Source organism: Aliivibrio salmonicida LFI1238, assembly GCF_000196495.1.
GTDB lineage: Bacteria > Pseudomonadota > Gammaproteobacteria > Enterobacterales > Vibrionaceae > Aliivibrio > Aliivibrio salmonicida.
Window position 1 is genome coordinate 281,768 of sequence record NC_011313.1, and the last position, 15,160, is coordinate 296,927.

Consider the following 15,160-nt stretch of genomic DNA (forward strand, 5'->3'; position numbering starts at 1 on the left):
ATTATATAAGTTAATGCGCATGGACATGGTTGTAGGCTTACGATCACTGTCAGGTTTTATCTCGCTTCCAACGAGGTATTTTCTGTTGATGGCCCTATTGTGTGAGGTCTCTAGATTTGGAACATTCGGTTAATTTGGAACGCATCCGTGCTGAGTATAATGTAAAGCATTGGAGCCAAGGTTTTTATGGTATTGATGATAATGGCGAAGTATATGTTTCGCCTCGTAGTGATACTGATCATCAAGTCCCATTAAGTCATATTGTGAATCAGTTAGAGCAACGAAATATTGGATTGCCTGCTTTGGTTCGTTTCCCTCAAATCGTACATCAGCGTGTGCATAGTATTTGTAATGCATTTAACCAAGCGATTGATGAATATCAGTATGAAAACCATTATTTATTAGTTTATCCAATCAAGGTTAATCAACAAAAGGAAGTCGTTGATGAGATCTTGGCAAGCCAAGCGCAATTGGAACAGAAACAATTAGGCTTAGAAGCGGGCAGTAAGCCTGAGTTATTAGCCGTATTGGCCCTAGCGCAAAAAGCGAGTTCAGTGATTGTATGTAACGGTTATAAAGACCGTGAATACGTACGTCTGGCGCTTATCGGTGAAAAGCTGGGTCACAGCGTCTTCATCGTATTAGAAAAATTATCAGAATTAGACTTGGTGTTATCTGAAGCAAAAGCATTAGGAGTAACACCAAGATTAGGTTTGCGTATCCGTCTTGCATCGCAAGGTGCGGGTAAATGGCAAGCAAGTGGTGGAGAAAAGTCTAAATTTGGTTTATCTGCGTCTCAAGTATTAACGGTGATTGATCGTTTAAAAGCACAAGGCCAGTTAGATATTCTAGAGCTTGTGCATTTCCACTTAGGCTCACAAATGGCGAACATTCGCGATGTGCGTAATGGCGTAAGTGAAGCGGCACGATTCTACTGTGAATTACGTGATATTGGCGCAGAGCTAAAATACCTTGATGTTGGCGGCGGTTTGGCGGTCGATTACGATGGTACTCGTAGCCAATCATCGAACTCGATGAACTACGGGTTAACAGAATACGCGCGTAATATCGTGACCACCATCGGTGATATTTGTCAGTTATATTCACAACCAATGCCAGTGATCATTTCTGAATCAGGTCGTTCGTTGACAGCCCATCACGCGGTGTTAATTACCAATGTGATCGGCACAGAAAGCTACACACCAGAAGCGATTGAAGCCCCTCATTGTGATGCACCGTTATTGTTGCACAACATGTGGCGTAATTTAGAACAGCTTGAAAATGGCAGTGATGATCGCGCATTAATTGAGATTTACAACGACACACAATGCGATGTCTCTGAAGCGCATAATCAATTTGCAACGGGGATGATCAATCTTCAGCACCGTGCATGGGCAGAGCAAGTTTCATTACGTATTAACTACGAGTTAAGCGTAAAAATGAGCACAAAGAACCGCTACCATCGCCCAATTTTAGATGAATTGAGTGAGCGTTTAGCTGATAAGTTCTTTGTTAACTTTTCTCTATTCCAATCGTTGCCTGATGCATGGGGTATTGACCAAGTTTTCCCTGTATTACCATTGAGTGGCCTTGATAATGCAGATGAACATCGTGCCGTCGTACTCGATATTACCTGTGATTCTGACGGTATTATTGATCAATACGTTGATGGTCAAGGCATTGAAACAACCTTGCCAGTGCCGGCGTGGAACCCTGATGAACCGTACTTAATGGGCTTCTTCTTAGTGGGCGCATACCAAGAGATCTTGGGTGATATGCATAACCTCTTTGGTGACACGCACAGTGTGGTTGTGAATGTTAATGAAAACGGTGAAGCCAATATTGATTACATCAATGAAGGTGACACTGTCGAAGACATGATGCGTTATGTGCATATCGATGTGGATTTGATCCGTCAAAACTACAAAGACATGGTCACTGCTAAAGTGGCAAAAGAAGAACAACAAAGCGTGCTTGAAGAATTAGAGCAAGGCTTGATGGGTTACACCTATTTGGAAGATTTTTAATGAACGATTTATTCACTAAAAAAGATTACTCATTGTACTCAAATGCAATGACATTTATCCGTCGCCCATTGGTACAAAACCCAATCGATAATGATGCAGACATCGTTGTATTAGGTGCGCCATTAGATATGGCAACATCGGGTCGTCCGGGTGCGCGTTTAGGGCCAGATGCCATTCGTCGTGCATCAGTAAATCTAGCGTGGGAAGGCAAAAAATTCCCATGGGATTTCAATGTATTTGATCATACTAAAGTTATCGATTCTGGTGATTTAGTATTTGATACCGGTGATGCAGAAGATTTTACTGTACGCCTTGAAGCCGCTGCTGATGCGATTTTAGATAGTGGTAAAACATTACTAGGTTTAGGGGGCGACCACTTCATCACGCTTCCATTACTTCGTTCTTATGCTAAAAAGTACGGTGAGATGGCATTGATCCATTTTGATGCGCATACTGATACTTACAGTCATGGCAGCCGTTATGATCACGGTACTATGTTTTATCACGCACCGAACAATAGGCGCCTACGGCGCAAATCAAAAGGACTCAACCTCTTCCATTGTTGCCAATAAATCGTTTATCCTATCGCCATGCACGCATATAAACCCCTGAAACAATTATTTAATAGTCAAAATAACTGGCTTAAATTTCTTCATAATAACAAAGCTAACCTAAGAGCGGTCGTGATTGAAAATGTCACAAAGATGCTGTCCTGTGGGACAGCGGCTTTTGGCTCTCGCGAATATCATTGTTGCAACCCTGACTGTACCCATATCAAATATATTCACCAAACCTGTAAATCTCGAGCGTGCAGTAGCTGTGGCATGAAAGCCACAGAGCGATGGATACAAAAGCAACAACATGTCTTCCCTGAATGCGAATATCAACACATCACCTTTACCCTTCCAAACACGCTATGGCCTATCTTTCGTCATAACCGTTGGCTGTTAAATAAATTATTCAAATGTGCTGCAAACATTCTGCTGGGATGGGCAAAAGATAAAGGAATAGATGTCGGTATCTTTTGTGCTCTTCATACTTACGGTCGAAAACTGAATTGGAATACGCACTTACATTTATCGGTCACTCGTGGGGGAATTTGTGAACGTACCGGTTTATGGAAACCCATTTACTTCCAAATGAAAACGACAGAGCCTTGTTGGAGAGCGGCTATCGTCAGTTTATTGGGTAAGGCTTATGATGAGCTTGATTTATCAAGCGAAGAATGCCCCTATATCCGTAATAAAACGGATTGGTCACGCTTTTTAAGCAGTCAATATAATCGTCGTTGGAAGCTTCATTTTGCTAAAAAGACAAATAATGTAAAACCGACGATGAACTATCTTGGTCGGTATTTAAAACGGCCCCCGATTTCAGCGTCACGTTTAAGTCATTACGCCAAAGGCGGAATGATAACGTTTAATTATTTAGACCATCGAACAGGAACAACAGACAGCCTAACATTATCACCAGAAGAGATGATAAGACGGATAGTAGAGCACTATCCTGATAAACATTTCAAGATGATCCGATACTACGGTTTTTTATCAATGCGTCGTCGTGGAGAAGCTCTGCCTAGAGTTTATGCAGCTTTAGGTATGACAATAGAAGCTGAGCCGAAAATGCCAGGGTATGCCGCAATGTTAAAAGGATATGTAAAAGTAGATCCGTACGAATGTATTTTATGTGAAAGTCGTCTGGTGTTTACGAATTTCCGAGTCGGAAATTCGGTCAATGATTTAGTCACCCATGCGATAGTTCAGTCAGAATTGAGGGCAGCATAATAAGGTTTGTAGGATAAGTGTATCTAAAACTCATGAAATAGGGCTAAAACAGTTATAAAATCCCCGATAATTATATTTTCGATACCTTTTAAAAAAACAGCGATGGTGAAATTGGCTTTTTTAGACGGGCCAATGCTAACTCAGCAACATTCAAATTCCTTACCTTTGAAGGGTTAATCTCGCCTGAGCACTCAGTACAAATTGGTATCCGTACTGAGTATAAACAAGAAGGCCACGGGTTTAATGTTATCAACGCAATGCAAGCAAATGATATGAGTGCAGAGGCAATTATCGAACAAGTGAAAGGCATTGTGGGTGATAAGCCAGTGTACTTAACGTTTGATATCGATTGTCTTGACCCTGCGTTCGCGCCGGGGACGGGCACGCCTGTGTGCGGTGGCTTAAACTCGGATAAGATTTTAAAAATTATCCGTGGTTTAAAAGGCATTAACATGGTCGGAATGGACGTTGTTGAAGTCTCTCCTGCGTACGATCAAAGTGACATTACGGCATTAGCGGGTGCAACCATTGCACTTGAATTACTGTATGTGTGGACTGCGAACCGTATTGGGAAATAAGTATTATCATTGAATAATAAAGACACACATATAAGCATTGAAATGACGGTGTAATATATTAATTGAAATGCTTGAATGATTGTTCTAACAATTTAAAATCCGATATTAAGTGATTAATATCGGATTTTTTATGTCGTTATAAAAAATTGCCTTAATAGAACGTAAGCGTGCGGGGAACTACACCTTGTCTTTTACATTCCAAGGTAAAAGTGAATCGATATCTGGCGATCCAACACATAAACGATCTAGACAATACCTAATATAATCGTAAGGGATTAATCCGTTTGCCTTTGCTGTTTCTACAATGCTGTAAAGCATTGCACTTGAATCTGCACCAGCCGTTACCAGTTTTTCCGGCCGATAACAAACGGTTTAACCGCTCGCTCTGCTCGATTGTTATCAATAGATAACAATCCATCATCAATATAACGAACTAATTTATCCCATTGATTTAATGTATAGCTAATCGCCTCACCTAATTTTGTTTTAGGTGATACTCGACTAACTGCGCTATCAAGCCAATCACGGAGCTCTTTAAGTAAATCGCGGGCTTCTGTCTGCCTAGCAACATACTTGGCTTCAGGGGAAGCCTCTTTTAATAACGATTCGATCCGGTATAGCTTTTGGATTTTACTCAATACCCAATCTGCACTCCCTGTTTTCCCTTTTACTTGAACACGTTGAGCCTCAATAAATCGTCGACGTGCGTGTGCCCAACAGCCAACTAAAATCGCTTCAGTTTGTTCATAACCTTGGTAACCATCGGTATGTAAATACCCGTTATAACCTTTTAAAAAGTTAACTGGATGGTAGCCATGCCTGCTAGATTGATAATCATAAAGTACAATTCCAGGCAAAACACCAGAGCCTGGAGAATCATAGCCAGAGCAGTAGACCCACATATAACATTTTGCTTTTTCAACATCCAACACATTTACCGTTGTTTCATCACAATGCAGAGTGGGTTGTTCAAGCAAAATACGATGTAACTCGTTATTAAGAGGGGTAAATAGTACCGAGCATTTTATTAACCAATCCGCCATCGTTCGCCGTCCAATAATGATACCCCATTGCTGAAATAACGTTTCTTGACGATAAAGTGGAAGACTGTATTGAAATTTAGCCGTAATAATTTGAGCAAGTAAACTTGCGGTCGCAATCCCTTTAGGGATTGGTGACGCTGGCATTGGGGCTTGTTTAATGTCTACTGAAGTATTGTTTTTTTCACAATTTCGGCAAGCATATTTAGGACGAACATGTTGAATAACTTCCACTTTAGCTGGTACAAATTCCAACTTTTCACTGATGTCTTTACCCATCGCATGCATCTCTAGACCGCAACACTTACAAGTTTTATCTTTTATGTCGTGGATAATAACAGTACGCGGTAAGTCTTCAGGTAAGCGTTGGCGTTTTGGCTTTTGACGAGTGTAGGTAATCGTTTGTGTGTCATCATTTTCAATGATGATTTCTTCTTCTGTTTCATTGAATAAATCAAATTGAGTCGAGTCAGATTCACTGCTTTTACCAAAGCGCTGATGTTGAGCCAGTCGAAATTGCTCTAGAAGACGGTTATATTTATTTTCAAGCTGAAGCACAAGTGCTTTCAGCTCGTCAATGGTATCAGGAAGTGGTTTTATTTTATCAGTCATGTAGATGACTATATAACGATAATACAGGTAATCAATCGGTTGCCTCCTATTCTTGACTGAGAATCAACTATTTAAAGGGTTGTTTGATAATGTACCGGTTGATGTCCTAAGATATCAAAACCTTGTAATAGCAGTGTCAGTTGCTGCTCTGATAATGCTAACGTATCGTTATTTATATTTCGTGGCCATTTGAAGCGGTCTTCATCTAATCGCTTGTACCATAAAGCGAATCCTGTTTTATCCCAATACAATATTTTGAGTTTATCACGAGGCTTATTGCAAAATATAAATAGAGCATCACTAAACGGTGATAGTTGCATTTCTTGCTCAACAATCACGACAAGGCCATTAATGGCCTTGCGAAAATCGACAAAATCACGATGAAGATAAATGGTGGAAACATCAGTAAATACATTCATGATTGATACCCTTTTAATAAGAGTCCTATCCAGTGAGGTTCAGTATTAGCTGGCAATGTTAATCGCAATTTTCCGATAGAAAGTTGAATATCTGGTAATTGTGGAGTGGCGATGATAGTTGATGTTAACGCTTCTACTTTCAAGAAAGTAGAAGCGTTAATCTTTTGTTTCCATCGTGCTTTACGTGCACTAAATGTCTTTGGCAGAATATTATGGTTACGACAAAATTCAGCGGCACTAAGCTTGCTAGATTGCTGAGATTCAAATAGAGCGTGCCATTGCTCTGGTGTTCTCTTTTTATCTTTTTGCATAATTAACCTGAATTCTGGATAAGGCTGAACTAATTGCCCACCTAACGATCAGATCTTTCGACCAAGAATTATTTGAACGTATTTTAAAAGGTGGGCAAGATGAATAAATTAGTTGATATATTTTGTGATGTCGATGATTTTTGTTATCAATTCTTATCTCAATGGGAAAAATACCTTGTTGAGGCTAGTGAGAGAAAAAGAAAACGTCAGTCAGTAATGTCTACTAGTGAATGTATGACTATTGTCATCGCTTTTCATCAATCAAATCATAGAGATTTCAAGAACTTCTATATCGGGTTAGTTCATCAATATTGGAAAGGATACTTTCCAAATTTACTTAGCTACACTCGATTTGTGAGCAAAATGCCTAGCCTAATCGCCCCAATGTGTGCCTATTTTCAATCTATCAAAGGTAAGCCGACTGGCATTGCTTTTGTTGACTCCACGAGTCTTAAAGTATGCCATAACATTCGAATTCCTCGCCATAAAGTCTTTGATGGTGTTGCGAAAAGAGGAAAAGGTACCATGGGATGGTTTTTCGGCTTCAAACTTCATTTATTGATTAACCATCTTGGAGAAATTATTTCGCTGAAAATCACAGCTGGCAATGTAAATGATAGGACTCCTGTACCTGATTTATGCAAAGAACTCTCGGGGAAATTGTACGCTGATAAAGGGTACATAGGTAAAAAGTTGAGTGAGAGCTTAAAGAACTCTGATGTCGATTTAGTGACTACCTCGCGAAAAAACATGAAAGCAAAAGAGATAAGTGCTTTTGATAAGGCTATGTTATCAAAGAGATACATTATCGAAACGATAAATGACCAATTGAAGAATATCTCTCAAATTGAACATAGCCGTCATCGTAGCGTGACTGGTTTCATGCTAAATGTAATTTCAGGCGTTGTGGCTTATTGTTTAAAAAAACAAAAGCCACGAATTAAGCTATCAGAATGTGAATTTGAACTAATCCTCGCTTAAAGCATGTTTTATCCAGAATTCAGGTTAATTACGTTCTCGTTAAATGAAAGATCGTAAGATACGCATAATGAATTTTATTTGTTAGGTGTAGTTCCCCGCACGCTTACTGATGATGAACTCTCTCCTAAAGATAAAATTGCAGGATTAGAAGTGACGGGTGAACTACCAACGTTAGATCGAAGCGATGACATTGCAGGGCCAGATATTAATAATAATGGCATTAGGGATGACATAGAAAAGTACATTGAAATTACTTACCAAGAACCGAAGCAACGTACGGCAGCAATGCAAATGGCTAAGGCTCTACAAATGAATATGGTTATTGATGTAACAAACAAAGACAGAAATAAGGTAAAAGCTGATATAAGAAAAATGGATGTAGCTGTTGGGGAGGCGTTAAATTGTCTTAATGACCAATTTAGTGGACCTGATGCTAAGAACACATCAATTGTATGGAGTGAAATTGAATCAATGATGACTAATACCAAAAAGAGATTGCTTGCCTATTTATCTGTAAGTAAAGCTGCTAGTGGAATGGTATTTAGTTTACAAGATGGTTCTTGTCATGACTAGAATCAATCGATTTATTCTTATTAGTATGCTTTTTATTTATCCATTTAATTTTGTTCAAGCTAGTAGTATTAATGAAAAAAAATGTGAAGTCCAAGGTATTGTATTTGGTTTTTTTAATGGCGTTTTAACAACAGAAATACAAGCTAAAGATGCACTCAATAAATTGAAAAAAATTCACGGTAATAAAAATGAAGATGGCGAGCCTATTAAATATGAACTTGTATATAATTACTCCAATGGATTTGAAGATTTTGTAGAAACATTTGAGCAAAGATTACGAGAGCAAGAAGGGCTTTTAGCTGAGCGATATGAATTATTTTTTGAGTCACTTCATGGTGGTGGTGATTGGTGGAGTATCATTATTTCGGCCGTTCCATCAGCGATTGAGCTTAGAGATGAACTGACTGATTTTGCTCAAGCGGCAGCTGTTGAAATTCTAACAAAATTTATGGAAAACCCTCCTACATTAGAAAATTACTCAGAGCAACAAACGCGAATTGACACATGGATTACCGAGGGTAAAAAACTGCTTTTTGTCGCACACTCTCAAGGTAATTTGTTTGTCAATGTGGCGTATGACTATGCTTTAACTCAAAATACGCGAGAGGAAGCGGTAAAGGTTGTTCATATCGCACCTGCATCTCCTACCTTGAGAGGGGAGTATGTGCTGGCCGATCTAGATTTAGTGATCAATGGTCTTCGCATTGTTGGTACTGTTCCCGATATTACAGAGCTAATTCCCTCGTATTTATTTCGTCCCGCAGGGCTTAATGGTGAAAAAGACTTTTTAGGGCATGGATTGTTAGAGATATACATGAATCCAAATTTACAGATTTCAACGACTGTTAAGGATTACATTGATGATGGATTGAATTCATTAGAGCCACCGTCAGTGGAGGCTTCTACTGGATTATTTACAGCAACGTTAATATGGAGTGGATTAGGGGATGTGGATTTATCGATCCTAGAACCGCTTCCTCTAGGTCCTTGGGATCTTGTTAATTTTGAATACCCTATTGGTGAATCTGGTTATCTTGATACAAATAATACAACAGGGTATGGGCCTGAGCGTTATCTCGTTTCATGTGATCCAAATATAATTCAAACAGGTCTTTATGTGGTTTATTTTTCTAATTACAAACATACAGAAGGAGAAACCGCAACGGTACAAATATCGTCTTGGGATAAAGGAGTATTAGGAAGCAAGGATTTTATATTAGAAGATAATCGATGGATTCCAGGCGACTCTGGTTTGGTTAAAACGTTTTTTGTTTACGTAACAAAAAATAAAGACAGTGATGAATATAAAATTCGGTTAGTTGATGACCCCTATCCGGCGAATGAATAGAGTAAAAAGTAAGAGACGTTTGAAAAATATACAATGTAAATAATCAATCAATAATGGCCACATTATGTGGCCATTATTGATGTTTTTTATTGCAAACGAGCCAATTTCTTTTCTCCTTTTTTCGCTAAATATTTATAAACAGGTAGCATTAAGTTTGGAAAAAGAGAAAGTAAGCGAACTTGTATTTCTCTCTTACGTGGTAACGCGACTTCAATTGGTTTCTTCTGCCAGACGGTCGTTAAAATAGTATCACCGACCTCTTCAACCGTTAATGGTTTGTCTCCTGAGAATACAAATCGAGAGTGCTTACCGTAACCTACTTGCTTATCCATCATTGGTGTTGCGATTAAATCAGGGCACACGCAAGACACATTAATGGGGGAGTTAGTAAAATATAAATCCATAGCCAGTCCATTACTGAAGCTACGAGCGGCGGCTTTTGAGGTGCTATAAGCGACGACGCCGGGGACCGGTAATATCCCTGCAAACGAGGCGATATTAATAATGTGGCCTTGTTGACGCTTTGTGAAATGAGGCAGAAAAACGCTGCAACCATTAATCATGCCCATGACATTGATATCGAGGTGCCTTTTAAACTGCGTTACGGTGTTTTCAAATGCGTCCCCCGGTTGGATAAAGCCAGCAATATTTAAGAGGTGTGAGAAAACTTTGTTTCCTTGTCTGTTTTCGTTAGGTGCATGCCTTTCTAACAGTTGCTCCCACTCTGCAAGTACCGTTATGTCTAATGTTTCTAAAATAAGATTATGGCTTATCCAGTTATCTTCTTTACTGACCGTTTGTAATGCTTCTTTATTAATGTCGGTCGCTATTATTTGATGCCCTTGATTCAATAATTTTCCAGTGAGGTACCTACCTAGACCACTGGCACTTCCGGTAATGCATATCCAAGGTTTATTATTCACGTTTACCTACCTTAAATTGAGGATTTAATGCGAGTCTTCTGCGGCTGAATATGAGGAAAAGAATTCGATATAAGGCGTAGGATCAAAGGTGGCAATATCAGCCATGCTTTTTCCTTCTAATTGCTTAAATAGAGAGACTCCAATGCGTATGACCGAGCCATCAGGATAATAATTGTCGAGTAGGTGACCATGAATGCTATCCGTATCAAACACCAATAGCATCTCAGTGCCCTCTGTCGATGTGGCTTGATGTAAATTGCCTACAGGTTCAACGGCGACATCACCGACATTAAATTTGCCTTCATCGTATTCCCAAGATCCAGAAATGGTATAAGCCACGGCTTGGCAAAAATGATAATGACGAGGGGCAGAGCTGTTTTGGGAAAACTTGACTTTGGCAACGACGCGTCCAATGTTTTCTTCCACTCGCAGAACTTTGACATAAATACCATCACTGCCCGGTAAAAGCAGAGGCAGCCATTCAAGATTATCGGTGACAACGGGTGAAATATTTTCTGTAGACATGATAAATTCCTTCTAATCGTTTATTTGTAAAAATACGCAGATGAATGCGTAATAACGAATTCATACTTTGTATCGTATTTTCAGGGAGGTGGTTACTTAATGATTAACGTTCATTGCGGTTGAATTGTTTTGTGATGCTTCTTGCTTCTGATGGAGGGCAATCAATTAAAAGTTGTCCCCAAAAATGATCGTCAAACATGCCATTGAGATAAAGGTATCGGCAAGCTTTAACCAATTTCATTTTGGTCCATCCAAGTTTGTCTATTTTAATAAACTGATGCTCTAAGTGGTGCAGTGAGGGGATTCGTTGATCGTTCAAATCGACTTCATCAAAATATTGAATTAAAAAGTCCACTTGTTCTTTGGATACATAGAAACAGGGAGTATAAAATTGATGATGAAATTCAATAGTGGCATCATCAATGTCATGGAGAAAAGGGTACACTCTTTCTTGCCAAGCGTATAAATAGGAATCACTGTATTTATTCTTATAGACAAATTCTTCTTTATTATTTGCGAGTATGTATTGCTCTAATTGATATAAACGTTCTTCTCTAAAAATAGAATCTCGTTGCATTGTAAACATTTCGTTTAAATTATTACGATCTTGCTCTGATTCTCGAAGAGGGTATATTGGTTTTATCACTAAATAGTTATCAATAATTTCAATGTCTATTTTGTCATCCAAATCAAGACCTATTTGATCTAAGATTTGAGGTGGGAATACGATTCCTTTTGATTTCCCTATTTTCTTTATAATAGAATTCATGCTATTTCCTAAATGACATTTAATTATGACTAAAATGACCGAATATTAAATGAGTGATAAATAAATCGTATGTGTGTTATCTATCTATTTCTGTTTTGAAAAGTGGTTTTTTAATTCATTCATTGCCTGATCAAAAGTAATGAATGGAGAGTAATCGAGTTCTTTTTGTGCTTTTTTTATTGAAAACTCATTGGCTCCTCCCATTAAACGAAAAGATTGACGAGTTATTAAAGGGCGCGTTTTCTGTTGAGTAATATGACCGATAAATTCTAAGGTAGGGGCAAGAATTCGAGCTAAGGGCAGTGGAATATTTTTAGGTGGTGGCACATCAGCAACGAGTGCAAGACGAGTCATGTATTCTTTCCATGTGACTCCAAAGCCATCTGCCGCAAGATAAATATCACCGTTGGTATATGTTGAATTCGCGACGGCAATAAGAATAGAAATGAGATTGTTAACATGAACTAACCCAGCATCCCATTCTCCAGAGCCTATCATGCAAGGTTTGTTGTTACGCATCATATCCAATAACGTATTTACCCAAGGGCCGCTTCCCACTCCAAAGACATTGGCAGGACGAATGATGGAGGCTTTTAATCCTTTTTTAACCCCGTTTTTAGTCACTCGTTCTTGTTCTTGCTTACAGAATTCATAAGGAGAACTTGGGGTACCAAGCAGACTTTGTTCATTGAGTTTTCCTTTCGCTAATTGGCTAGCATAGGCACAAACGCTCGTTGTGACGATAAAGTGAGATTGCCATAATAAGGCTAATTCAATGGCTTGTTCTGTTCCATTTACCGTTACGTCAATGTGATCTTGCTGTGCTCCCCAATCACCGACAACAGCGGCTAAATGGAAAATAACATCACAAGGTTGTAGGTTGTCTTTCATTCGTAATAAGTGTCTTACGTCACCAGTAACAATATTGACCTTGTTATTCCATAGGCTTGGTATGGCTTCACCTTCCATCATTAGGGCCGTGATAGTGACGTTATTTTTAAGCAATCGCTCAACTAAATGTCGACCGATAAAGCCTCCTGCTCCGGTTATAAATGCTGACGAAAAATGATTCATGTATTTTTCCTTAGTGTTTATATACGTTCTTATTTAGCTATCACTTATTTGGTGTTGGTCTTTACTTTTCGTTCAATAATGTTATTGATATGTAACAAAGTAAGTTTGACTTTTTACGAAGCATTTTTGATGAAATACGAAACTAACGAGGGAAGGTGTATGTTTTTAGTTCGAAGTGGTGCTTTAGATGGCTATGAAAAATTAGTACAGCGCCTCGGTAGAAACCCTATTCATATCATGTCAGAAGTGGGATTAAGTACTGCGTTATTACGAGATCCAAATATGTATCTCTCTTATTCAAAAGTGTCAGAATTATTAGAAATCACCGCGTCACATTGTGATGAACCTTTATTTGGTTTGTTGTTATCTGAAGCGCAAAGTAATTTAACGATTGGTGATCTTGGGTTAACAGCGACTCAGCAATTAACTATTTTTGATGCCATTGTTCATATTAAAAAATACATCTATCTTCATGCGGATGGAGTTAATATAAATACAATAAGATCCGGTCTTAAAGCCACGGTTATTATTGATTTTTCTTTTGATGGAATAAGAGGGAATAATCAACTTACCCAATTAAGTGTGGGGTTAATTTATAATAATTTACGTTATTTAACGGGGAATCATGAATCAAATTTCTATTTATCTTTAAAGCAGATTAAACCCGAGATTCAACATGAGAGCATGCTAGGGTATTTTAAGGAGGGCATTCAGTTTTCTGCGGTGCATGATGCGGTCACTTTTTCTTCTGAATGGCTAGATAAATCACCTCATTTTGAACAATATCAAATACGTGAATGTCTTCAAAAAAACATCCAAGAATTAAAAAAACACTACCCATCAGATCTTAGATATCAAGTGAGTATGGTGATCAAAAGCTTGCTGTCTTCGTCAGAATGTTCGCTTGAATTAGTCGCTAATGCATTAAATATTCATCCGAGAAGTTTACAAAATCAGCTCAAATCTGAATCATTAACTTACGGAGGAATATTGCAATCAATACGAAAAGAAATCGCTATTGAGCAGCTGTGTGATCCAAGCTGCTCCATCACTGAATTAGCGTTGAGTTTGGGTTACGCGGAAGTGTCTATTTTCTCGCGTAACTTCAAACAATGGTTTGGGGTATCACCAAAGGAATATAAATCTAACGCAGTAAATAAAAAGTAATCTTTGATCTCTCTTTATGGCTTAACCATTAACCAAAGCAGCGAGTTTGAGAGGCTTTTGCTGTCTTATTTATCGCTTGTATTACGGCATTAGGATTCGCTTTATAGAGACGATTTAAAGAACTGGTTGTGTTTAATTCAGTTTTTAAATACGCGCTGTAATCTAAGAAAGTGTCCATCTGTTCTGATCCATAATTTTGTTGGCATGAACTTACCCAACCTACGTAGTTTTTGAAGAATGTGGATGCGTCTTTTTCTGGCATGTCGGTCATGAGATAAGCCATGTCACGACTGGTCTGAAAATGCTGAAAATCAATCGGAGTATCCCAATATCCGCCCCAGTACACAAAGCCATTATTGGTGAAAGTAGCAATGGCCGATTCTGCTAATCCACGTTGTTCTTTTTTGCCCAAACGATTCAGCATTCGATTCGCATATTCATGGCCTTTTAGTGGTTTGAATGTTGCGGTGCCCCAAGAGGTAAATTCCACAAATGGGTTTTGTAATGGGTTGATGTCAACGGCAACGCCATAAGCATGCAATGAAAGAGAAGACTTGCCAGCAATAGGACGATAGTTAAAAGCGGATGTGTTGTTTGCATCCATTGATTTATTATCATCACCGCCAAATTGTTCAATGGGTTGTGCTTGAGCAATAGGAAAGCCTTTCTTATATAACTCGTTAAAAATGCGATCAACATAAGGGGCCACGGCATCAAGCACAACCACTTTTCCTGTTGCTGTTTTTCCTTCAAAATTATAATGAGTGAAGGTCACATTGCGTAAACGATCACATTGTACTGGGGCTTTTGGTGCCATGACATTGTTACTTGTCATGGCTTGGCACTGTGATGAAGAGAGTAGAGAGACGCTTGCAAAAGCAGAGGCAGAGCAAAGCCCGAGTATTAGTGAGCTAATCAGGTGTGTTTTATTCATGAATGATCCTAGCAACGTTTTTAGTTTTTGATTATGGAATGACTATGACACGGTTTACTTTTTGATTCTAGAGAGAAGGAAGTGCGCATAATTTG

The 15,160-nt window shown here is 38.7% G+C and carries 14 protein-coding genes and 2 pseudogenes; 8 read left to right on the forward strand and 8 right to left on the reverse strand.

The window, feature by feature from the left end; genetic code table 11:
* The first annotated feature begins 134 nt into the window (after positions 1 to 134).
* From speA to VSAL_RS17445, 4 genes and pseudogenes are all read left to right on the forward strand, one after another.
* Positions 135 to 2,027, forward strand: coding sequence for an arginine decarboxylase (gene speA / locus VSAL_RS17430; RefSeq protein ID WP_407921302.1), 1,893 nt, complete (start codon positions 135 to 137; stop codon positions 2,025 to 2,027).
* Positions 2,027 to 2,542 (forward strand): annotated as a pseudogene (locus VSAL_RS17435) (arginase family protein); the annotation flags it as partial. The gene speA and the pseudogene VSAL_RS17435, both read left to right, overlap by 1 nt.
* A 75-nt stretch (positions 2,543 to 2,617) precedes the next feature.
* Positions 2,618 to 3,811 carry an IS91-like element ISVsa9 family transposase gene (locus tag VSAL_RS17440; protein WP_012548931.1) on the forward strand — a complete coding sequence of 398 codons (1,194 nt, stop codon included), beginning with the start codon at positions 2,618 to 2,620 and terminating at the stop codon, positions 3,809 to 3,811.
* Positions 3,812 to 3,921: 110 nt separating this feature from the next.
* On the forward strand, positions 3,922 to 4,389 hold the full coding sequence (locus VSAL_RS17445) for an arginase family protein (RefSeq protein WP_269447630.1): 468 nt from the start codon (positions 3,922 to 3,924) through the stop codon (positions 4,387 to 4,389).
* A 177-nt stretch (positions 4,390 to 4,566) separates the two neighbouring features.
* Here the strand turns inward: VSAL_RS17445 and VSAL_RS17450 are convergent.
* The 3 genes and pseudogenes from VSAL_RS17450 to tnpA all read right to left on the reverse strand — a co-directional run bounded on the left by VSAL_RS17450 (position 4,567) and on the right by tnpA (position 6,771).
* A pseudogene (locus VSAL_RS17450) lies at positions 4,567 to 6,041 on the reverse strand (IS66-like element ISVsa2 family transposase).
* Positions 6,042 to 6,112: 71 nt separating this feature from the next.
* Positions 6,113 to 6,460, reverse strand: coding sequence for an IS66 family insertion sequence element accessory protein TnpB (tnpB, locus tag VSAL_RS17455; RefSeq protein WP_012548924.1), 348 nt, complete (start codon positions 6,458 to 6,460; stop codon positions 6,113 to 6,115).
* Entirely contained in the window at positions 6,457 to 6,771 is a 315-nt protein-coding gene (gene tnpA, locus VSAL_RS17460) for an IS66 family insertion sequence element accessory protein TnpA (RefSeq protein ID WP_012548925.1), read from the reverse strand. The genes tnpB and tnpA overlap by 4 nt, the downstream gene beginning before the upstream one ends.
* Positions 6,772 to 6,870: 99 nt before the next feature.
* On the opposite strand from tnpA, the gene VSAL_RS17465 reads away from it, so the two are divergent.
* From VSAL_RS17465 to VSAL_RS17475, 3 genes are all read left to right on the forward strand, one after another.
* Positions 6,871 to 7,752 (forward strand): IS982-like element ISVsa6 family transposase, encoded by an 882-nt coding sequence (locus tag VSAL_RS17465; RefSeq protein WP_012548944.1) that lies wholly within the window; start codon positions 6,871 to 6,873, stop codon positions 7,750 to 7,752.
* A 78-nt stretch (positions 7,753 to 7,830) separates the two neighbouring features.
* Positions 7,831 to 8,325 carry a hypothetical protein gene (locus VSAL_RS17470; protein WP_231850960.1) on the forward strand — a complete coding sequence of 165 codons (495 nt, stop codon included), beginning with the start codon at positions 7,831 to 7,833 and terminating at the stop codon, positions 8,323 to 8,325.
* Positions 8,318 to 9,673 (forward strand): hypothetical protein, encoded by a 1,356-nt coding sequence (locus VSAL_RS17475; RefSeq protein WP_012551630.1) that lies wholly within the window; start codon positions 8,318 to 8,320, stop codon positions 9,671 to 9,673. Before VSAL_RS17470 ends, VSAL_RS17475 begins: the two co-directional genes overlap by 8 nt.
* Positions 9,674 to 9,759: 86 nt before the next feature.
* Here VSAL_RS17475 and VSAL_RS17480 read toward each other — a convergent pair whose 3' ends face one another.
* The 4 genes from VSAL_RS17480 to VSAL_RS17495 form a co-directional block, all read right to left on the reverse strand.
* A complete protein-coding gene (locus VSAL_RS17480; RefSeq protein ID WP_012551631.1) occupies positions 9,760 to 10,596 on the reverse strand; it encodes an SDR family NAD(P)-dependent oxidoreductase in 837 nt (278 codons plus the stop codon).
* Positions 10,597 to 10,620: 24 nt separating this feature from the next.
* Entirely contained in the window at positions 10,621 to 11,121 is a 501-nt protein-coding gene (locus tag VSAL_RS17485) for a cupin domain-containing protein (RefSeq protein WP_012551632.1), read from the reverse strand.
* Positions 11,122 to 11,224: 103 nt separating this feature from the next.
* Positions 11,225 to 11,890 carry an AbrB/MazE/SpoVT family DNA-binding domain-containing protein gene (locus VSAL_RS17490; protein ID WP_012551633.1) on the reverse strand — a complete coding sequence of 222 codons (666 nt, stop codon included), beginning with the start codon at positions 11,888 to 11,890 and terminating at the stop codon, positions 11,225 to 11,227.
* An 84-nt stretch (positions 11,891 to 11,974) separates the two neighbouring features.
* A complete protein-coding gene (locus VSAL_RS17495; RefSeq protein WP_012551634.1) occupies positions 11,975 to 12,964 on the reverse strand; it encodes an NAD-dependent epimerase/dehydratase family protein in 990 nt (329 codons plus the stop codon).
* 159 nt (positions 12,965 to 13,123) lie between these two features.
* Here VSAL_RS17495 and VSAL_RS17500 point away from each other — a divergent pair, with 159 nt between their 5' ends.
* The gene (locus VSAL_RS17500; RefSeq protein ID WP_012551635.1) at positions 13,124 to 14,131 is read left to right on the forward strand and encodes a helix-turn-helix transcriptional regulator; all 1,008 of its coding nucleotides are present in this window, start codon (positions 13,124 to 13,126) and stop codon (positions 14,129 to 14,131) included.
* A gap of 28 nt (positions 14,132 to 14,159) precedes the next feature.
* On the opposite strand, the gene VSAL_RS17505 is transcribed toward VSAL_RS17500, so the two are convergent.
* Entirely contained in the window at positions 14,160 to 15,065 is a 906-nt protein-coding gene (locus tag VSAL_RS17505) for a M15 family metallopeptidase (RefSeq protein ID WP_012551636.1), read from the reverse strand.
* Positions 15,066 to 15,160: the final 95 nt, after the last annotated feature.

Coding starts and splice junctions, on each gene's coding strand:
- VSAL_RS17440 (WP_012548931.1), top strand. CDS start 2,618: ATGCACGCATATAAACCCCTGAAACAATTATTTAATAGTCAAAATAAC.
- tnpB (WP_012548924.1), bottom strand. CDS start 6,460: ATGAATGTATTTACTGATGTTTCCACCATTTATCTTCATCGTGATTTT.
- tnpA (WP_012548925.1), bottom strand. CDS start 6,771: ATGCAAAAAGATAAAAAGAGAACACCAGAGCAATGGCACGCTCTATTT.
- VSAL_RS17465 (WP_012548944.1), top strand. CDS start 6,871: ATGAATAAATTAGTTGATATATTTTGTGATGTCGATGATTTTTGTTAT.
- VSAL_RS17475 (WP_012551630.1), top strand. CDS start 8,318: ATGACTAGAATCAATCGATTTATTCTTATTAGTATGCTTTTTATTTAT.
- VSAL_RS17485 (WP_012551632.1), bottom strand. CDS start 11,121: ATGTCTACAGAAAATATTTCACCCGTTGTCACCGATAATCTTGAATGG.
- VSAL_RS17490 (WP_012551633.1), bottom strand. CDS start 11,890: ATGAATTCTATTATAAAGAAAATAGGGAAATCAAAAGGAATCGTATTC.
- VSAL_RS17495 (WP_012551634.1), bottom strand. CDS start 12,964: ATGAATCATTTTTCGTCAGCATTTATAACCGGAGCAGGAGGCTTTATC.
- VSAL_RS17500 (WP_012551635.1), top strand. CDS start 13,124: ATGTTTTTAGTTCGAAGTGGTGCTTTAGATGGCTATGAAAAATTAGTA.
- VSAL_RS17505 (WP_012551636.1), bottom strand. CDS start 15,065: ATGAATAAAACACACCTGATTAGCTCACTAATACTCGGGCTTTGCTCT.